The sequence below is a fragment of the Bartonella taylorii 8TBB genome, assembly GCF_902825155.1.
Lineage (GTDB): Bacteria > Pseudomonadota > Alphaproteobacteria > Rhizobiales > Rhizobiaceae > Bartonella > Bartonella taylorii_A.
Genome location: NZ_CADEAG010000006.1, coordinates 120,459 through 140,814 on the forward strand (window position 1 = coordinate 120,459; position 20,356 = coordinate 140,814).

At 33.0% G+C, this 20,356-nt stretch carries 13 protein-coding genes, 1 tRNA gene and 6 pseudogenes; 10 read left to right on the plus strand and 10 right to left on the minus strand.

Annotated elements, in window-relative coordinates:
* Nucleotides 1–204: 204 nt before the first annotated feature.
* The 4 genes and pseudogenes from J7R13_RS09625 to J7R13_RS06110 all read left to right on the plus strand — a co-directional run.
* Nucleotides 205–1,540: pseudogene (locus tag J7R13_RS09625) on the plus strand (type ISP restriction/modification enzyme); the annotation flags it as partial.
* Nucleotides 1,541–2,807: 1,267 nt separating this feature from the next.
* Nucleotides 2,808–2,987, plus strand: a complete 180-nt coding sequence (locus J7R13_RS06090) for a hypothetical protein (protein ID WP_208437914.1) — start codon at nucleotides 2,808–2,810, stop codon at nucleotides 2,985–2,987.
* 1,439 nt (nucleotides 2,988–4,426) lie between these two features.
* The gene (locus J7R13_RS06095; RefSeq protein ID WP_208437915.1) at nucleotides 4,427–4,663 is read left to right on the plus strand and encodes a single-stranded DNA-binding protein; all 237 of its coding nucleotides are present in this window, start codon (nucleotides 4,427–4,429) and stop codon (nucleotides 4,661–4,663) included.
* 2,455 nt (nucleotides 4,664–7,118) lie between these two features.
* Nucleotides 7,119–7,918, plus strand: a pseudogene (locus J7R13_RS06110) (YopJ/AvrA family T3SS effector serine/threonine acetyltransferase).
* 128 nt (nucleotides 7,919–8,046) lie between these two features.
* On the opposite strand, the gene J7R13_RS09635 reads toward J7R13_RS06110, so the two are convergent.
* On the minus strand, nucleotides 8,047–8,271 hold the full coding sequence (locus tag J7R13_RS09635) for a toxin-antitoxin system HicB family antitoxin (protein WP_246786294.1): 225 nt from the start codon (nucleotides 8,269–8,271) through the stop codon (nucleotides 8,047–8,049).
* Nucleotides 8,272–8,918: 647 nt separating this feature from the next.
* Here J7R13_RS09635 and J7R13_RS06120 point away from each other — a divergent pair.
* The 4 genes and pseudogenes from J7R13_RS06120 (at nucleotide 8,919) to J7R13_RS09645 (ending at nucleotide 11,480) form a co-directional block, all read left to right on the plus strand.
* Nucleotides 8,919–9,197, plus strand: coding sequence for a hypothetical protein (locus J7R13_RS06120; protein WP_208437917.1), 279 nt, complete (start codon nucleotides 8,919–8,921; stop codon nucleotides 9,195–9,197).
* 576 nt (nucleotides 9,198–9,773) lie between these two features.
* A pseudogene (locus tag J7R13_RS06125) lies at nucleotides 9,774–10,431 on the plus strand (lysozyme).
* Nucleotides 10,428–10,654: pseudogene (locus tag J7R13_RS09640) on the plus strand (hypothetical protein). The pseudogenes J7R13_RS06125 and J7R13_RS09640 overlap by 4 nt, the downstream one beginning before the upstream one ends.
* A gap of 568 nt (nucleotides 10,655–11,222) precedes the next feature.
* Complete coding sequence (locus J7R13_RS09645) at nucleotides 11,223–11,480, plus strand: hypothetical protein (RefSeq protein ID WP_246786295.1); 258 nt, start codon at nucleotides 11,223–11,225, stop codon at nucleotides 11,478–11,480.
* A 1,508-nt stretch (nucleotides 11,481–12,988) separates the two neighbouring features.
* Here the strand turns inward: J7R13_RS09645 and J7R13_RS06135 are convergent.
* The 6 genes and pseudogenes from J7R13_RS06135 to J7R13_RS06160 form a co-directional block, all read right to left on the minus strand.
* Nucleotides 12,989–13,235 (minus strand): annotated as a pseudogene (locus J7R13_RS06135) (integrase); the annotation flags it as partial.
* A gap of 1,212 nt (nucleotides 13,236–14,447) precedes the next feature.
* Nucleotides 14,448–15,002: a biotin transporter BioY gene (locus J7R13_RS06140; protein ID WP_208437918.1), complete on the minus strand. Its 555-nt coding sequence runs from the start codon at nucleotides 15,000–15,002 to the stop codon at nucleotides 14,448–14,450.
* A gap of 17 nt (nucleotides 15,003–15,019) precedes the next feature.
* Nucleotides 15,020–15,658, minus strand: coding sequence for an energy-coupling factor transporter transmembrane component T family protein (locus J7R13_RS06145; RefSeq protein WP_208437919.1), 639 nt, complete (start codon nucleotides 15,656–15,658; stop codon nucleotides 15,020–15,022).
* Entirely contained in the window at nucleotides 15,655–16,335 is a 681-nt protein-coding gene (locus J7R13_RS06150; protein WP_208437920.1) for an energy-coupling factor ABC transporter ATP-binding protein, read from the minus strand. Before J7R13_RS06150 ends, J7R13_RS06145 begins: the two co-directional genes overlap by 4 nt.
* A gap of 40 nt (nucleotides 16,336–16,375) precedes the next feature.
* A complete protein-coding gene (locus J7R13_RS06155; protein WP_208437921.1) occupies nucleotides 16,376–17,803 on the minus strand; it encodes an amino acid permease in 1,428 nt (475 codons plus the stop codon).
* Entirely contained in the window at nucleotides 17,796–18,056 is a 261-nt protein-coding gene (locus J7R13_RS06160) for a hypothetical protein (protein WP_208437922.1), read from the minus strand. Before J7R13_RS06160 ends, J7R13_RS06155 begins: the two co-directional genes overlap by 8 nt.
* Here J7R13_RS06160 and J7R13_RS09655 point away from each other — a divergent pair.
* Nucleotides 17,989–18,309 carry a hypothetical protein gene (locus tag J7R13_RS09655; RefSeq protein ID WP_246786297.1) on the plus strand — a complete coding sequence of 107 codons (321 nt, stop codon included), beginning with the start codon at nucleotides 17,989–17,991 and terminating at the stop codon, nucleotides 18,307–18,309. The genes J7R13_RS06160 and J7R13_RS09655 overlap by 68 nt on opposite strands.
* A 570-nt stretch (nucleotides 18,310–18,879) precedes the next feature.
* On the opposite strand, the gene J7R13_RS06165 is transcribed toward J7R13_RS09655, so the two are convergent.
* A complete protein-coding gene (locus tag J7R13_RS06165) occupies nucleotides 18,880–19,086 on the minus strand; it encodes a SlyX family protein (protein ID WP_208437923.1) in 207 nt (68 codons plus the stop codon).
* Between the two features lie 467 nt (nucleotides 19,087–19,553).
* On the opposite strand from J7R13_RS06165, the gene J7R13_RS06170 reads away from it, so the two are divergent.
* Nucleotides 19,554–19,629: transfer RNA gene (locus J7R13_RS06170), tRNA-Thr, on the plus strand.
* A 99-nt stretch (nucleotides 19,630–19,728) separates the two neighbouring features.
* Here the strand turns inward: J7R13_RS06170 and J7R13_RS06175 are convergent.
* Both J7R13_RS06175 and J7R13_RS06180 read right to left on the minus strand, forming a co-directional pair.
* Nucleotides 19,729–19,928: pseudogene (locus J7R13_RS06175) on the minus strand (helix-turn-helix transcriptional regulator).
* Nucleotides 19,929–20,000: 72 nt separating this feature from the next.
* Nucleotides 20,001–20,356, minus strand: a 356-nt coding sequence (locus tag J7R13_RS06180; protein WP_208437924.1) for a YqaJ viral recombinase family protein, incomplete at its 5' end; no start/stop codon positions are given.

Sequence of the window (20,356 nt, forward strand, 5' to 3'; positions counted from 1 at the left end):
AAAGATAAATTATCGTTTTGTAACTTGAATGAGACTCCCAAATATCGTATGATTCTCTCATTTCGAACCTGCTTATGATAAATCAATCCAAACCATTCCCTTGCACATCACAAGCGGAGTTAATATGTGGGTAAAAAACTATAAAGAAAGGAGTAGAAATACCTCTTATGAAACATCTTAATGCAAGAACTGTCGTAACATTGGGGAGCGGAGTTTGGGCAGCGTGATGACAGTTTTAAAGCATTTTTAACCTTGGATGACAAGAAAGGTCATGATGAAACCTCTTTGAAACATTCTCCTGTGGTATCGTAATCAGTCTTGATGCCTAAGCATATCATTCTAGCCGTAAGGTTCTAGCAAAAAATATGAATAATATGATTGCTTTTTATAATAGCGAAGTAAAACGTTTCAACGATACCTATCCACATGCTGATCGAAAAACACATGCAAGTACCGTAGATAATTTTGTCAATTCAGACGTAAAAAGGATAAGTTGGAGTTATAATGTTGAGCAAGAACTAATAAGAGGAACGGTTTTTGAATTTGAAAAGGCATGCTTCACGCAAAGTTCGTATCGTCCTTTTGCACAACAATGGCTTTATTATAACCGTATCTTCAAGGACGGAGTTTATCAGATACCATGTATATTCCCTATGGGACAAGCAGTAAAAAATAGAGTAATATAAATTACAGGTATAGGGGTGATAAAAGGCTTTTCTGTTTTTATGAGTAATGCTTTACTTAATCATGATGCGTTGGATAAAGGTCAATGCTTTCCACGTTATTTCTATGCAAATGCTGCTATTTCGAGACATAAAAATGAAAAACCGTCTCATTTGTTTGCAAGTTCTACAGAGGAAAGTAAAAGTGCTGGTTTACAACGTAGTAATGCACTCACTGATGAAAGGTTAGTACATTTTGAATCTGCTTATCCTGATGAAACCATAACAAAAGAAGATATTTTCTATTATGTTTACGGTCTCTTACATTCAGAAGATTACCGTACTCGCTATGCTGATAATTTATGTAAAGAAACTCCCTCGCATCCCTTGTGTAAAGAATGCTGAGGATTTTTGGAAGTTTGTGACAGCAGGGCATGAATTGGGGAATTTGCACGTAAATTATGAAGATATAGAGCCTTATCCTGTTACCTTTAAAAAAGGTGATCCAAAACTTACAGACATTCCTAACCCCGAGAAATTTTACTATGTTACAGAGATGAAATAGGCTGGGAATAGTAAGGAAAAGGATAAAACCACTGTTATTTACAACAGTAATATCACAATGACAGGCATCCTTCTTGAAGCTTATGGTTATATCGTTAACGGTAGACCTACTCTTGAATGGGTTATGGAACGTCAATGTGTAAAGACTGATAAAACAGAGTGAAATTGTTAATGATGCCAATTGCTATGCTGTTGAGACCCTTGGTAATCCGGCTTATTCATTGGAATTGTTTCAAAGGGTTATTACGGTAAGTTTAGAAAAAATGAACCTTGTTAAGAACCTCCCAAAATTGGAATTAAGAGAAACTGAATAAACTTATGAAGCATGCTCACATTATGAGCATGCTAATCTTACAAGGGGTATAGACTTATTAACTGTATATCTCTCTTGTTATGTTGATTATGTACAATCTCAAGAACCCTTTACCATGCGATATTCTAAAAAGAGAGGATTTAAACTTTTAAATACTCCACTCTGGATTGCTTTAAGACTTTAAAAAATCCCATTTTGTCTTTAGTTTTGAGCCAAGATATATCAAGTGATGTGTGGTATTGATAATCACATAGTCAATGGATCAATCAATTTTCAAACGCACCGTTTTGAAAGCAATGGGGCGGATTACCTACGCTTTAAACAATAGCTTTCAAAAATTCTGACGACAACAGATTAATTTGATACAATGTATTTTGAAAGAGTACACCACATGTAAGTACCGATACTACCTATGTTTACGCTGGCTTTTCAGTGACTTTAACAGCTTGGTGTGAGTATAACAGAATTCCTTATAAGAGCATTCCTATTTTAAAAATTAAAAGGCAACAACAGGAAAAGGTAATTTGGCACTTCAAACAAATTATCATCGATTAAGCACTTTGTAAATCCGTTGATATTTGGTCTCACTTATTTATCTCCTGTAGAGGAAAATATTTATATAAGATTGCGGATACACATGCTTTACACTAGTGTACCTCTTTTTCATAATCTTGAGGTATTAGTTTATTACAGCGGTTATTTTGTAAAAAGTTTGAAGCAGTATTAGATATCTTGCTTACAAAAGGATATATCATTCGTTTAACAAATGAGTGTCTGTAGAGATAATGAACTGACAAAGAGCTAAAAAATTGCAATGAAGATTTAGATAAGGTTTAAGAAAGAAAATCAAAAGCAGTACAAGCATGAGAAAACCAACTACATCTTCACAGATAAGAAAGCATTCCGAAAAAGTGAAATGGATTAGAACTAATCAAGAATATCAATTGCTTGAGGACTTCAAACCTGATGACGATTTCTTAATTGGAGAGAATTTTTCTCTAGAACACGAGAAAATCAAGAGCAGAAAATTTAGATATTACTAGCATTCCAAAAGCAGGAACAAATGTAACCAAAACAGATGAACTGGAAACATGGTGCAATCGCATACAGAAGGCTGTTGAGAATTTAGAAAAAACGAAAAACTCTATCAAAAGCAGTGAAAATATGTGAACATAGCAACATCCATTAACCTTTATCTCTAGAGTAAAACTGATACCAGAAACAGAAAAACAAGCTTTTGACATCTGTTAGACTGTTCAAAATTTTTTGTGTTGAGAGCTTTTGTTGATGATATCGCCAATGTTCTTGATGTGCTGGAAGATGCTCTCTATGAAATAGTTGAGAACACACATCGTAAGGCTTTAGGAGATAAATTCATCTCATTCACGAGAATAGAAAAGCTTAGTGAAGAATATCAAGAAAAAACTTTGATAGGGAAAACTGGATAAGCTGAAGCTGATGTTTAATATCTTTGAGCTTGGCTTGCTTGAAATTCTTCCAAAGAACAGTAAAAAGACACCGTACAGAGCGATTGAGTAGTTTTAATACCATATTGGGTGTTAAAATTGCCCTGTACGGCTAAATATGAAGCAAATAGCCTCACTAATAAATTAAGGATTAAAGCATCTATTCTTAACAAAACGTAAACAACCAACACAAAAAAAATTACTGCTATGGCTACCAATCACGCACCATAAAGATTTAGGGTTTCTGAATATTTTTATAACCTTTATAAACACCTAGACAACTCTAGAGAATATGAGAAATTCGATGGTAGACAATACCATGATATCCCTGATAGCAGAGACTTGAGTACAAAAGCGTAAGTGAAAGCGTAGGTTTATGGTACAACCGTAACCTAGAAATGTTATCAATGATGAACTGCTTATGAATGAGATTAACAAGGGAATCAAAAAATGTCAGGGGCTATCAGATATGTTTAAAAAATTGGAATTTTAATAATATACAGCACAGAATTTTTGGGTTTTCAATTTTTATAAATAGAGAAAAACAATAATTTCATTCAAACTGTTTTAATATTTTCATCTATTTTAGAGTAACAATCACTTTCTTAGCAGTTTTTTTAATTCTCTACTTTTTCAAGCGTGAAACTAGATCGATGCTATAATTACCGCATAATAATTTAAGACATGTTATAGAGCTTAATGCACAACGCTAAGATGATTTACAGATTCTGTTACTGCTAACCCTAATTCATCAAGCAATTTCTTTTTCAAAAGAGCACCACAGTTTAAAGTATCGTACATCACAGTATCATAATAATACCTCAAAAATAATGGTAATCTTGATAATCAACAGGTTATATCTGTTAAAACAAACCGAAAAGTAACACGCCAATTTATCTTAACATGAATTGACTAATAGTTGTTAAAATCAACGAATAAGCTTATATAAATGATATGGTTTAATTATTATTTGTATAGGTACAGATATTGTATCTAAAATTACCGAGTAATGTGATCCTCGCCCTGCCCCAAGATCTTAACTGTAATGAATAACTCTGTTTTCTGGCTTCTTTACGCAACTCCCTATATAGATTTTCATTCACCTTCCCATTTCTTCATAAAATTAATATTGTAAAATAAATCTTAATTTCCAACAATAAATAGAGCAAAATTTGCTATATACTTTAAAAATGATATCTTTAGAGCATAAAAATTAGAAAAATAATTATATATAATTAAAAAAACTGACGAAATGATAAATATATTATTTTGTTTTTCAACTTCACATGACGACTTTATTTAAAATAATTATGTTATTGTTTTATCATAGATACCCATAAAAAAATTTTAATTTATATATTAAGTTTAATGAATTTCTGCATTATTTGCACCAAAAGAGATATAAAATATTACTTAACAAAATGATGCTAATTGAGCGTCTTGGTGCTGATCTAGAAGACAAGACAATAACTTCTGATGCTGAAATAGTCGATTTTGGCATGACGACTTCTGATAGTTACAAAGGTATAGCACCCAATCAGAAAGTAAAAAAAACTGAACGGCATTCTATTGTGGTTTTCAATCTACACTTTGCTAAAAAAGCATTTCAATACTTAAGAAAAAGCTCAATCTGCATTCCCTCATCTGTCACTGCTTAAAGTTACTCTATCGCCTCAGATACTACTGGCTATAGTAGACCTGTTAATTATAGTTTTCATTTTGATTGAAAAAATAAGTTAGAGAGAAAAAACATGTAAGGAAACGGCTTGAGCCAATTGATAAATTGGCCAATAAAATGTGAAAAAACGTTTTAATTTGTCGCCAGAAATCGCCAAAAATTTGCTTTTTGTTTCTTATATCGGATAGCTTTATCTGCAAGATAATCTCAGTCAAGATCAGGATGATACTACACAAAAATATCTTGAAGTGGGAAACTATTACTTAGCGCAATTTATGATGAAATGCTTATAATTTCTTATAATAACGTAAGGGAGAAATGAATAAAGATAGCAACAGGACCGTTTTTGAATATATAAAAGATTTTTTAAAAAGATCTATGTTTATACCGCAAATATAACTTTCATGCCATATTATAGTATCCTGTTCTAGAGGATTAATCACTTCCACATCTTGTTGGTTCACAGTATATTGCTCTTAATAGGTTGGATAAATATTTTATACAAAGCCTGTAAATTTCAAGCGTCATCTTGGATATTAATGTAACTTCTTTTCAAAAGCGATAAGTGTAGATTCTAAAGTATCTCATTTTGTTGGGTAATTTAAATCCAATAATCGGTTAATTTGTACTGAGTGAAATCCTAAAAGATACACAAGATTGGCTTTGCATCATTTTTTTCAACCATAGCATCATATACTGTAATTTTTAAAGTCACAAACGAATATACTTCAACGAAAAAATAGGTAATATCCAAAGAGAATAGGACTACGATCTTGGAAATGTCCTATTTTGTTACTTGAAAAGATGAAAAGAAGGACTCTATTTTAAATTTAAGCGACCTTTTTAGCGGAGCTATCCAAACTCGGATTGTAAGCTTTTAACAAAGGGCTTATAATTTTGAAAAATTCCGAAACTCTACAATCTATAAAAGCTGCTAGAATTACGATTAATAAACTGAAATGATGCCTACCTAAAAAACACACAATAAAGTTGTTGCTGCACTTCATTGCATACATCCATGGGTTTTTCTCAAATGTACCAATCACTTTGTGGTGATTGTAGTTGAAGGAGCGCCTTTTCTGTATCCATCAGCTATTTGGATAGTGATAGCAGGACGATCCATGAAATCTTTGTTGATTTTATTCTTATAGGGTAATAGAGAAGCACTTGAAGCACATTGATACACTCAATCATTTTTACGCAAATCATCTGTTAAGTCCTTCTATCTTTGGTTGGGGTTCAGCAACGTAATGGTATTCTTTTGGTTAATTCTCTCTTGTAGATGTATCAAAATACCAAGTAGTATTGAAGGCTTCGAACAGTTAATGTGTGGAGCTACTATTTGCTTTCTCAATTCTAGCATACAGTCAATTATTTTTATACGTAAAAAGTTCTGCAACTAGGTTACGAGAATTAAACATTTGTGCTTCGGGATGTTATGAAAATATACGTCCTTTGAATCTTTATATAAGCCTGTAAATTCACTCAGCCTAAATTGGAGATCAGGAGATTTAATCAATTTATTTGAAAATTATCTAAATTTTCAAGCATTTGCTGATTATCGCGCATAATATGTCAATATTGCTTACTACGTAATCCAGAAATTTTATGGCTGGATATAATTTAAACCGCAGCACTATTAAGAGTATTTTCTGTAATTTCTATGAGGATATTCATAATTGAGCTTTCTTACTGACAGCGCATCTTTGACGTGCAAGTTGGATCTCTGCATTTGTATTTAATTTTTTGATATATTGTGCAATGGCACTCTCAATCTTTAACTTATATATAACTTGAGCAATTGAAGATATTTCTTGTTTAGCAATAGGAAATTTATCACTGTCAGTTTTGGGAATATATTCCCCCCATATTTAAATCAACGCACTTTGAAAGTTTTCTTCTCCAAATAAAAACATGGTTACAATTTCACTTCAGGAAAAGGGGAATATTTGCTTGTAAGCGTGTTTCTAAAAAATCTGTTTTACCTATGCATGGTCTGCGAAAAGAATGAGAAACAGGATGAGTTCAAAAGGTTCTCAAAAATCTTAACTTGAAATAGTCCTTAACTTTAATAAAAGGAGGTTCAAATGAAATATGCAATTAAATTTATCAGAGATGGTAATGATACTTTTCTTGTCATTTCTAAAGATTCTAAAGAATTTATCATCTATGGCCAAAATGAGAAAAAAGCTTTTATAATGTACTAAAATACACTTTATACAAGTCATTAATGGGACATGTAGAACATTATTTTGCCATAAAAAAAATAAAAAATTGTCTGATATCAACTTTTAATGAAGAGTTTCATTATGCCAAAATCAAAAGATAAAATTCATCAAGCAAAAAGTCTATTAGAAGAAGATATAAAAACCGAACCATTAGAAAGTCTTCTTGCACGTTTAGAGGCTAGTGCCCCCGAAAACAAACCAAGCCTCATGTTCAGTAATAGATCATTGAAAAGTATTGTTGCAGATTTAGAGAATGACATCGCCGATGGTAGTTTTGCTAACAAAAATTATGTACATACAGATCGTACAATGATGCCTGTCCTAGTCGAAAAAGCAAATGATAAACATAGAGCTATGAACATTCATCTTGCTATGAACCCTGAAACTCTTGTCGACAAAATAAAAAAACAATCAATAGTGGAGCTGAATCCGCTAAATTTCTAATTGGCACAGAGGGTGAAAACGCCCATTTTGCGGTAATAGATTATCGAAGCTTTTTTAACAAAAAATCCTTGATATTGTTTGAAACTATAAACTTTAGAAATCCAGCAGCACAAATGCTAGCAGTAATGAGTAAATCAGTCATTGAAGATTCTCAGTTAGCTAGTTGTTGTTTTTCCATGGCGGAAATGAGTATTCAGAAGCATTCTTCTGGAAGTGGGATTGTCAGTTTGGCTTTAGCCAAAAAACTTTATTTCGAATATCCTAAATTACTCAGAATGCACATCGATAATATTAATGGTGATTTATGTAAAGAGGGTACTCCTTTATCTCCTGATAAGGTAGACGTGTACCTTCCAGCTAGTTTTTATAAACACGCGCACCGTCAACAACGCATCGAGAAATATATGAAAAAAAATCCGGAAGCTTCACATGAAATCATTAATAAGAAAGGTGACACTCTTCTTGAAAGAGCCTGTAAAAACTTAATTTTTGTGAATAATGAATGTTTCACTGTTTCGACGCACAGAAAAAGAATTCAAGAATATAAATCTTTGATGCGGTGATATAAAAATTAATTTTCTTTTGGTGCGTATAGATATTTAGAAATTTGGAAACAATATACTTATTTAAGCTTACACCATTTTCAGCAGCTTGAATTGCAAGTTTTCTATAGGAGATCTGGTGATGTTTTTCATTGAAAATTATCGCTATATTTAGCATGTGAGAAAGGCGTAGGAACTTCTTCTTTGTGTTGCATGTCCTTAACAACTTCTAAGACGAGGTTCACAATGCCTTTTGAAGTTTTCTCTGCTTGAGCAGCTGACCATGAAAGAGATGGGAATTTTGCACACAATTCGACATATTCCTCATCTTTTTGTAACCACAAAATACGATACGTATAATGATTGTTGTTCATATTTTATCTTAACCCTTTTAAAAATCTTCATAAGTGTTTGAAGCAATCGAATACCTATAGATATCTTATTTAGGTGAAAATTCGAAATGAACACATTTAAAACAAGTTAAATCACAATTTGTGAGATCTGGAGCATCAATAAAATTTGCTACTTCTTCATCCTACTTGAAAACGGGTATTGTGTTCAATTGAGAGGGTTTTATGAAAATTCATTTCCTTTTATCACATCTAACCTTCTCCTTATCTTGAAATATAAGAAGAAAATCAATGCTATAACGTATGTATACTTTAAATGTATCCACAAATGTAATTTGTCTAAATAGGAGCGTTTATCCCAAAAAAACGATTAGAAAAATATTTTCTTCGTCGATTAAAGCAGCAAAAACAACTGTTGGCTGCATAAATCAAAAACAACCGCAAAAGATAGGATCTGAAAAGCAAGAAGAGAAAAAAGCAGTCTCCTTATAATCTATCATAATATCCGCAGTGATGAAAAAAGGAGGGAAAAATTGGAAAATTACCTTTTCATGAACTCAAATATACTTGCCACCATCAAGCAGAAGCTGTTGTGGTCGTTGCTGCTTATCACAAAAAAAACGTCATGCAGAAAATCTTCTTTCTCATATGATAGGGGTAGAGGGCCCTTTATGCAAACAGAAGTGAAGCTTATTCAAGAGCCAATTTTTCGGCCTTATATCTCCGCAGAATATTGTATCAAAAATGTCAAATACAAACTTGATAAAATAAGCGGATATACAACAAAAATAGACTGCAAACTTTTTAAGAATACCCAAGCAAAAACCACAGTAAACGTTGCAAACATAACATCAGATACAAATGACACTATTGATCTCAATGCTCAATCCAACGCATTATGCAATAAAAGAAATGTCGTAATCTATATCGATGATGAAGATATATGCTAAAATATTGTTTTTTAAAAGATTAATTAATCTATTTATCTTTTTTAGGACAATTAAGACAATTAGATAGCAAAATAAAGAATAATTAAATTAATTGTAGATTTTTTTGAACAAGATCTATATAACGCGTTGTCTGTTTTTAAAACAGATTTCCAAGTGCGTTTAAATTCAAAATGTTCAATTATAATTTTTTCCTTTGCATTTGTGGCAATTTTTACGGTGTAAGCAGTATATGTTATAATTCTTTAATTTTACTATATTTTATTTTGCTAATTATTATAATTATTACTCTTTATATTTAGTATATTGTTGATTTACTATAAAAATATTTTTTTTCAAATAAAGTTTTTTTTACTTTAAAGGTGTTAATACTGGGAAATGAATTTCAACAAAGTAAATCGTGATTAATGTAATCTTTTTTCTAATGAATAGTGGTATAAGTTTTAACGAACTTTATCGTGAGTTTTTTTACGTCTACTCGATCACTTTGTTATCCCATTCTTTAGAATGGTTGGATGTGTGTTTTAAATTTTTGATTTATGTCCTGCTTTGTGTCGAGCTTTTTACGGGGTAAGAGTGATGCGGAAGATATCAAGAGAAGGACTTGCGTTGATTAATGGGAGGGTTTGCGTTTAAACGCCTATGAGGATTATAACGGTGTGTGAACAATTGGTTATGGGCATACAAGCGCTACCGGAGCGCCACATGTCCACCAAAACATGCAGATTACAGAGATGGAGGCGGAAGAGATTCTTTGTCGAGATTTGAGGCAATTTGAAAAAGTTGTTGAACAAACCGTTACCGTTCCTTTAAGTGATGAACAATTTATCGCACTTGTGTCGTTTGCCTATAAGTTGGAGCAGAAGCTTTTTGTCGCTCTACGCTACTAAAAAAGCTTAATAAAGGAAATTACGAAGCTGTACCAATTGAATTGCAAAAATGGACAAGAGTAGGAGGAAAGCGTCTCAAAGGTCTTGTTAATCATCGGGCAGCTGAAGCAGGATTATGGGCTCAAGGTGCTTATATGTCTCCAAATTATCAAAAAGTAAAATCATAAGGTGTAATGGTTATTTGCAAAGTAGAGGCTCTTGCACCAATCATAAGTTCTTTTTCAGGTCTTAGAGGGCTTTTCGTAGGAAATGGTCCTGTTCAATGGGCTTTAGCAGGTATTGTGGTTTTGGCTGCTTGTACAGCTATGGTGTATATCGCTAAACGCTTTCAGGAGCATCGTCTATGATTTTATCGATAAAAAAATATCTCACAATAACAGTAGCAGTTTTAGCAACTTTTTTTGTAGCTTTAGCAAGAGCTTTTCTCCTTGGAAAAAAATCGAGCAGCAAAAACAAACAGAGGAGACTTTCAAGATAGTAAAAACGCGGTTAGAGGTAGAAAATGAAATTAACAAGAAAAGTGATGCTGATGTGCGTGCTAAGCTTTCTGACTGGTTGTGCAACCAATAAATGGGCTTCTTGTAGTTAGGTGGCTACCAGTTTATTTGAAGCGGTAAGATATCAATATGATGAGCTCAAATTTAGCGAAAGACATTCTAAAATATAATTAATACAGTGTACGTATATGTGAATGGAAACATAAAATAAAGTGATAGAAATATAGAGCTTACAGAAGCAGAAATAGAAATGCTCCAAGAGAAATGATACTTACCTATCAAAGCGTTAAAATGACGTATCGCTTTATGAAATGGGTAATATTTTTCATCTTTTTATTGCTCCTTGATTTTGTTCGCCTCATGGATACGATAGATAATTTTTTGGTACATTTGAAGCAATAGATTTCAAAGAGTTAGCCTTTTTATGGATTTGGGGATTATCATGACATATGATTGACGTGATTAGCTTCCGAAGTTTCACCCTTAAAGGAGGAGGAGGAGGAAGTCAATTTTTTTTAGGACAACATCATTTTTTGTCCTTATATCATCATAGTGAAGTATAATGAGAGCAAATAAATGGCCGCGTAAGAAATACGTCTTTACCAAAAACGCATGCTTTTCTGCCTATTTTTGAAACAGTTGTGAACTCTATTCATTTCATTAAAAAAATAGGAAATGATTTTTCCTCAAGCCATATTACAATTTCAATAATAAGATCGGACCAAGCTTCTCTACCACTTGAAAAAGACACAGAAACACTAGATGATAAAGGAATTGTAGGTTTTAAAATAATCGACAATGGTATAGGTTTTAATGATCCTAATTTACAATCATTTGAAACTTTAGACTCAGATAATAAAATAGAAAAAGGCTGTCGTGGTGTAGGACGGCTTTTATAGCTTAAAGCTTTTGATGATATAAACATCAAAAGAGTATTTATGAAAAAAATAAAGGGCTAAAAGAGCGTGAATTTTCATTCAACGCTGTTGAAGCGTGTAAAAGCATTACACAATTTTCAAGGTAACTGTACAACAAAAGAAACCATTGTTGAGCTAAAAGATTTAAAAAAAGAATATAAAAATTATATTCCTAAAACACTACAGTCTATTTCGAAAGCATTATTAGAACATTGTCTCTGGTATTTTGCGTGAGATGACGGTTGCCCCTTTATAACTATTGAAGATAAGTCAAAAAAGACGCTGTTGAATGATCTCTATAAGCAGTACCTACATGGAATAAGTTTTCGTGAAAAAATAAAAATAGAAAAATATTCAAGACTGTAAGGAGAGAGTGAAAAATTTACGCACAACGTACCACGTTATCGCTCAATCATGAAGTATTTAACTGACGATGATTATATGGTTTCATCTACAACAACCGATCAAAACTTGAAACTGCATTTGTATAAATATTTTGCTAGAGTAGAAAATAAGATTTGAAGAAGATCAGAATGTTTTAGTATTTCAACAAGGCAAAAATTCAATAAACTATAGCAAAAGAATTAGTAAATATGTAAACACTGTAGGTGATCTTAAAAAAAATCCGATTTGCCAAATTACTTGTGTCATAGAAAGATTATCATAGAGCTTTTGAAGGAATTATTACATTCTCTTTCTATAGATGATAAAAAAGGATATATTAAAGGAAACTGTTATTCATCAGCTCATAGTGCCACGATTTTAGCTCTGTCGCTATGAGTAGTTGTAACTTATGATTTGATTGATGAAAAAGTGGCGTTTCATGATTATTGAGCCTCTGATCTTTCATTGAATAAGATATCTTTCACAGGACTACGGATAAGGAGAGACCTGATATATGTGCTTTAAATGTGTATAATAATTCTGCCTATTGCACTCCTCTATTAGTATCAAACAGCAAAAAAATTCAACATCCCCTACTTTAGCATCTCTTACTATAGTGGAAATTAAGCATCCAATGAAAAATGATGCAAAACAAGGTACTAAAACAATGCTATTGATTAGGTCATCATTTATTTAGAAAAAATTCGCAAAGGTGAAGCACACACCTTTAAGGAACGTTCAAATTTTCCTGAAGAATTTCCCAGATACCGTTATCTCATCTGTGATATCACTCAAAAAATAAAAAAGCGTTGTAAACATTGAAATTTAACAGAGCTAGGTGATCATATGGGACATTTTGAATATCACAACAGATACAAATCCTCTATAGAGTTAATGTTATTTTATAAGCTTATAGCTAGTGTAGAGAAAAAGCATCAACAACTCTTTGAAGCTTTAAGACTGCTATTACTATAGACCGACAGAAGTTATATTTATATAGTTCTTAATTATACAGAATTTAGAAGAATGTAAAGAATTGTTAGAAAAAGTTGGTAAAAAAGAAAGTGCTTTGTAGAATGCATGTCAGAACATCCTATTCCTTACGTTCATTCTAAAATAAAAGATGACCACATTTCCAATGATATACGCAATTGTTCTAAAAAGTCTGTTCGCATGTAAGCTTTTGTCACTAAACGACCAACTGAATGCGCAAGAATAGTTTCGGCGATTTCAAAGGGAGTGAAGATTGATCTGCTATCCAATCCCGTGAGCTTAAGCGAAAACCATGATGACGATAGATTAAACTGCGGAGTTTTATATATATTTTGCCATGCTTGCACCAGAAATCAGCTTTTCTTTCTCAGATAATAATATGCTCCCACCTAAATTACCTTCTCATCCAGCTTTAATTTTTGATATGAGATTTTTTATTGAATTATAAAAAGCCATAGACATAAAGATGTCCTTGTGCATTTTTCTATAATTTTATTCACATTGCTGCGCCATGCTTTGCTATGTCTGGCACCACGCTCTTTTTTATCACATATAATCTCTTATTTTCACTAGCATTTCAAATGTAAGAGATGCGTAAATAAAAGTGAGGGAACAGAATTTTCAACATTCCCTTGGAAGACTTTAAGAATAAATATCATTTTATAAAGTTTTTCAAGAAAACCACCAGAGCTGTAACACTCTTTCTTTGTAATCTATAGTGGTTTAAACAAAATAACTACCTAGAGTACCAAAAGCTAAATGATGCATTCTTTTGCACTCTACCAATTGAATATGGAGAATATGGAGTTGTATAAATATGATCCTAAATTAGCATATACACGTCTCACTTTCTCAAAGATCGACACTATACTGCTCCAAAAAATATTATGATTACCTGGATAGGTGGTTATAACAACTTTATTCAATAAAGAATTCAGCTGACCATCACAAAATATATTTTTCCCCAGAACAGTATGAGCAATAATAACGGATTCCTCTCTCTGAAAAACTTCATGCTCAGATGCTTTTACAACAGACGAAAAACCTAAAACAATAGTGCATATAGCGAAGTAATATCTTATATTCATAACTTTTTATCCTTATCTTCTTCAAGAAAGATACAAAATGTATATAATATAATGCTATTTTTATGTATATATCATAAATAGTATTATACAAAAAGAATAAAAATACAATCATTATTTACAATTATTCATTTTTATTGTTAAAATAACCTACAATTTTGTTGATAGAAAAAATTAAAATTTTTATTATTTGTGCTAAATACAACACTTTAATCTTCTGCAATGAATTTGTTCAAAATAAAAAGGAGGAAATGGTATCTGCTGTTTATCAGAGATATTTTGTAAATTTTACATCTCTTAAATAATATTCTATATGTATTTTATATTACCACTTTTTAGACAGTAATTTATATAGTAGTATAATAGGATTATTTTTTCCTAGTATATACCCTCTCATTATAGCGCAAAATAAGACAAGAAAATTTTAGCATATTTTCTCTTTTTATCTTCATATAACCGCTTACGCCCTCTCAACTCAAAATAAGAACTACACTTTCTTTGGCGTAATGAGAGGCACGGATTTTTTCACTGCCACTGCGACAGAAGATGCAATCAGTACTTTTACAAAATCGCCAATCAAAAAACCTAATGAAGTTGTTAAAGCTGTTAGCAAAGGAACCTGAGTAATATAAGCCATCCATGGTATTCCAAAAAGGAAAACAATCCCAACTCCACCTACAGTATTTATCACAAACAATATAATAAAATTTAGCCGACGCCAAAGCAGCTCGACCATAAAACCAATAAAAAACGCAGCAACTGGATAACCAATCATATAGCCGCCACCAGCACCTAAAAAAACACCAATACCTCCACGTCCACCAGCTAATAAAGGTAACCCAATGGCCACAAGTACAAGAAAAAGGAGTGATGCTAAAGCACCTCTTTTTGCACCAAGTATAGACCCTGCTAACATCGGTCCCATTGACTGAGCGGTAATAGGAAGCCCAAGAAAAATAGGAAGAAAAATAGGAGGAAAAAGGCCTAAAATCGCGTAAATAGCCGCAAATAAAGCAATATAAGTGAGATCTTTTGTATTCATTGAAGAATTCTCCTGTACTATAAGTTCACTGTATTATCGTTAGATATTTTATCATCAGTATCGCCGTCATAAGAACGCGCCTCTAGTGCTTCAGCAACTTCTGAAGCCATCCTTATTGTTCGTATAATCAACGGCATTGCAAGGGCAGCAATATTCGTATCAAGTCCACGTGCCCGCTGCGCTTCACGTACTTCATTGAATTTTTCACTGACAACTGGAATAAATCTGATTGCCATAGATAGTGCCATACTAAATTTTGATGGATTTATACCAAAGCGTCGAAATGGTTGAAGACATGTTTCAATTACACTCACCATATCTGAAACTTTAGTCGTTAAAGACACAAGTGATGCCAAAAAAATGAGAGAAAGAAGACGCAATACAATCTCAAAACCTGTAAGCCAACTTTTAAAAATAACTTGAAAAACAAATATAAGGATTAAAAATAGACCCATTGCTTTAAGCTGCTTTAACACATTGTTAAAAGGAACCTTAGCAACTTTATAAAGCAGCGCCACAAACAATAAAAAGAGCAAAAGAACAGGTATCGCTGACACCATAAATAGAATGGTTGCAAATATAGTAAGGAATAAAAGCTTAATCCCTGGTCTAAGCCTATGAACAAATGTATCCTGAGAAAGATATAAACCGATCACGACATTCTTCTTACATATTCTTTGATCGCAACAAGCGGTACATCATCAACAACTATTTCTCCCTTCTCAAAAACTAGCACTCTATCAAACTTTCTGAGAAACTCCAAATCATGTGATACAACAATCGCCGTTTGCGATAATTCTTCTATAACGTGCGTAACGCGGCGCTTATTCCGTAAATCAAGTAATGTCGTCGGCTCATCAAAAACAATATAGTCTGGTTGCATTGCAACTACACTGGAAATGGCAACAAGTTGTTTTTGTCCGCCACTTAATAAATGAACTGCGTGATTTCTGAAAGCTTGAAGGTTATAGCGCTGCAAAATCTCATCTACACGCTCCTTAATTTCATCTTTACTAAGTTTTAGATTTTTGAGACCAAAAGATAAATCTTCTTCCACTAAGGGTAAAACAATTTGATTATCAGGATTTTGAAAAACAAACCCTACTTTACGCCTTACCGCTTTTGCATCACGCTTTGTATCAAGCCCATCAACGCTTACACAACCATGAGACGGTAATTGTAGCCCATTGATAAGACGAACAAATGTACTTTTTCCGGAACCATTCGCACCAATAACAGCGACTCGTCTTTCGGTAAGCTCTACAGTAATATCCTTCAAAACACACAAGTCACCAAAGACCTGTGTTACCTTATCGAACTTTATAATCCTCAAGATTTATTCCAATCAATCCCTTTTAGTACCTCTTCTACCGCTATCGCTTAAGTTTATAGCCTAAAAGTAATAACAAGTACCATAGAGGAATAATAATAACTGCTAAACTCATATCAGGCATCTGTACAGGGATATATGTTTCAAGAAACGGCACCCTTATTCCTATCGTATCAAAAAATTGCGACATTAATCCATTTTGCCCAAAACCACTGATAAACATAATACAAAATAATAAAGCAAGAAAGCAGAGGCAAAGGTAGTTAGCGTAAGGATATAAACCAAATGCATAAATGAAGTCGCCTTTTCTGTTTTTATGTGCCTTGCGAAATTTCAGATGAACAATAACAATAATAGCCCAAGTAATCACTGCTGCTGCAGTTGCAAGAGCCATGATCCGCATGAAGCTACCATCAGGGACAAGAGCATTAACAACGATAATCAACGCCGTACAGAATGATGAAAAAAGGGTAGCAACATAAGGAATACGAGCAGTGCTTAGCTTACTGAAAATATGTGGTGCATTTTTTTGCATCGCTAAACTATAAAGCATACGACCATTAGAATAAATGCCACTATTGTAGACAGAAATAGCAGCCATAATGACCACAAAATTTAAAATATGACCAGCTGCAGGAATTCTTATCGTCTCGAAAATTGTAACAAAAGGACTACCGTTTTTTCCAATCATACTCCACGGGCTGATTATCATAATAACGCTGATAGAACCAATATAAAAAATTATAATTTTCCACATAACTTGACGGATAGCCGCTGGAATTGTTTTTTGTGGATTAGATGCCTCACCAGCAGCAATACCGATAAGCTCTGTTCCTCCAAAAGAAAACATTACTACAGAAGTCGCCAAAATAACTCCTATTACTCCATAAGGGAAAAAACCGCCATGGTCCCAAAGATAATGAATACTCGCTTGATTTTCCCCTACTCCAGTGACAATGAGAAAAATCCCCAAAATAATCATACCAATAACAGCAGCTACCTTGATCAAAGCGCAAACAAATTCAAATTCTCCATAAAAACGAACATTAAACAAGTTAACAAATGTAACAAATAAAAGAACAATGAAAGATGATTTCCAATGATCAATAGAAATCCAATAATCAAGGTAAAACCCTATCACTGTAAGTTCAGCCATACTCACAAGAATATAAAGAAACCAATAATTCCAGCCTGTTATGAAACCAGCCAATCTTCCCCAATATTTATAAGCAAAAAAACTAAACGCTCCTGAAGACGGTTCTTCTACTGACATTTCACCAAGCATTCGCATAATGAAATACATAATAAGTCCGCCGATAAGATAAGCTAAAATAACTGAAGGACCAGCTAATTGAATTGCCTCGGTTGATCCATAAAAAAGTCCTGTCCCAATAATGCCACCCAGAGCAATCATTTGAATATGGCGATTTTGAAGGCTACGCTTCAATTCATTATTTGCATTCTTAAGCATTATTCCCTACTTTACCTCGCTCGATATTGATTTTAAACTTTATGCAAAAAGCTGATAATATCTTTGACATATTTTTTTCAACAGAAATTATAAAAGAGAACATAAACTTATTTTTATTGCCATAATGCAACTCCTTCTCTTTCTGTGCATTATGCGATTGTTCTATTGAAATTACAGGAAGAAATATGCTTCGTTCTTTACTCAAATTAATGGCTTTTATTTTCGTTACACTAACAATTATAGCATCAGTCATTGATAGCGTACACTCTATGAGCACATTACACTGGACGGCAACCTCTTTAAATAAAATATTAGCAAACCTCCTGAAAACAGATATCTATAGCCTTAACCAGTCTATAAATAACATGATACCTGCTCCTCTATCTTCAATTTGCATTAATTTTATTTATTTACCAGTATGGTCTATCTTTGGTGCTTTAGCAATAACATTTTGTATTTTGAATCATGAAAAACAAAAGCCTTTTCAAAAAATATCGTATACTTAAAAGAAAAATAAATTTGATTTTGATGTTGCAAAGATTCTTCTAAGATCCACTGTGCCATATATAATCGACACACTTTAAGAGGACTTAATTCTATTAAAATAGCTGAAAGCTACTTTGTTAAGAAGAATACAGATTAAAAACACCTTATTATAAACACACACACTAATCCATGACTACTATAAGCAACAGCAATATCAAATCAGTTTTGTCAATTAAAAGAAAATCTTTACAGTGAAACTAGAACATGTTGTAATGACTAGACTTTCTGTGATCGCTTATTTATCCCCTTTAAAAGATTCTTTCTGTTTTTCAACACTATAGACTGTATACAGAAAACGTTTTCTTATAACATAAGCATCTCTTATAAGATTGAAATTTCCTGAAATAATGAGGAAAATTTTGCATTTGCCCTGCATGCCTAACAGAATGCACTAAATAAAAAACTGAACGACAAACAACTGCTGTGATAAAAATTGCACACTCACTGTGGAGTGCATTCTGTTATACCTTGAAAAAACTAATAGGATTTTCACTGGAAAAAATTTGTTTCAAAAAAAATATAAAACATCCCTATTTATGTGGAGATTGCGGAATAACAGCTTCAGGTCCACTCCGTTCTTCTAAATCCAAAAACCGCTTCGTTAAGGCATCTAATTTTTTAGATATATTATTTAAACTTTTCCATTGATCAGTCACTACGGAAGAAAGTTCGTCAACAAGCCTTTCCTGATAAACTAGCTTCTTTTCCAGTTCTATCAACTGATTTTTATCTGACATGGCTCTTACTCCATCTTAAATAGAAAAACGTTTTTGATTTTATCAAATAATCATTTTTATCATCATTTTTATAAGAATGATAAGTAATTTTTTACCAATTCCACTGTTTTTATCCTTGCATCATAAAGGTCAATGATGTCTTTTATTTTCAATTTCTTGTCCAATAAATATCTTCCTTTCTTAGGAGCACAATATTTCGTCTTACGAAGATACCCTGATATCACTTTCCACTCCGAAGATATGCTTTTCATGCCAGTTTCTAAATTTGAACGTAGTGTGAATCAAAACGCACTTTTAACATCAAGATCAAAAAATATTGTTCTGCTCTGGACCTTTGTACTGCCCTCTTCCTACCTCAATAATAACTACATCTTATAAATTATTGAAAAAAATGCATACTTGCTTTTGTACGTACTTTTGGCTATTACCCTCAAACTGACTTTTTTTAATTAAATACACAAGCCTATGCCGCATTAGCTCAGTTGGTAGAGCACATCATTCGTAATGATGGGGTCGCTGGTTCGAATCCGGCATGCGGCACCATTTTTTGTTTTTAACGTATTGAAATATATAGATTTTTTCTTTAAAGAGCTGTTTTTAGACTACCTTTTAGACCACCCTTTACGGTTTATACAACTTTATCTAATTTACTCCTATTTGTTCCTTATTTTTCTTTGGAGTGAATGCTAAGATCTCTTTCTTTCTCCACCTCACTGCTCTCCCTAGCTTATATGGCTCCGGCCCCCCCTGAAGCATCCAGTTGCGAATCGTTGTGTGGATACACTAAAAAGCTGTGCACACTCACGTGTCGTTACATATCTATCTCCATCATCAAATATCATCTCATTACCTTTCTCTTTTTTATATTAATTAAATGGGCGGGGGTGCTGGGGGGAGAGAGCACCCCCATAGGTTCAAGCAGCTTTTGTCAAAATCTTTTGCATCTCTTGATCTATTTCCCCTAAAAAGATTTCGACCGCTTTATTAATCTCTTCAATGTGTTTTTCATCACGGAGGACGCGTTTGATTTTCATTCTCAAACCAGTAGATCTGCCTACAAAGTTTGGATTATAGCTCATGAAATGACACCATTTTCGCCCCGTGCACGCCATTTGGAATTGCATCTGTGCGATATATTCAGGCTTGATTTCGTCATATATAAAGAAGCGCAAATGCGTGGTTGATTGTGGGCATTTGACCTCAACTAAGCCGTCCTCTCCAATGAACCCATCAGGACTTGCACCCGCCATTTTCATTTTTGGGTGTTGGA

Bases quoted from the DNA above. Each gene is read 5' to 3' on its own strand.
- J7R13_RS06140 (WP_208437918.1), bottom strand. From the start codon at position 15,002: ATGAATACAAAAGATCTCACTTATATTGCTTTATTTGCGGCTATTTAC.
- J7R13_RS06120 (WP_208437917.1), top strand. From the start codon at position 8,919: ATGCAAACAGAAGTGAAGCTTATTCAAGAGCCAATTTTTCGGCCTTAT.
- J7R13_RS09635 (WP_246786294.1), bottom strand. From the start codon at position 8,271: ATGAACAACAATCATTATACGTATCGTATTTTGTGGTTACAAAAAGAT.
- J7R13_RS09655 (WP_246786297.1), top strand. From the start codon at position 17,989: ATGCTTCGTTCTTTACTCAAATTAATGGCTTTTATTTTCGTTACACTA.
- J7R13_RS06165 (WP_208437923.1), bottom strand. From the start codon at position 19,086: ATGTCAGATAAAAATCAGTTGATAGAACTGGAAAAGAAGCTAGTTTAT.
- J7R13_RS06095 (WP_208437915.1), top strand. From the start codon at position 4,427: ATGATGCTAATTGAGCGTCTTGGTGCTGATCTAGAAGACAAGACAATA.
- J7R13_RS06155 (WP_208437921.1), bottom strand. From the start codon at position 17,803: ATGCTTAAGAATGCAAATAATGAATTGAAGCGTAGCCTTCAAAATCGC.
- J7R13_RS06160 (WP_208437922.1), bottom strand. From the start codon at position 18,056: ATGACTGATGCTATAATTGTTAGTGTAACGAAAATAAAAGCCATTAAT.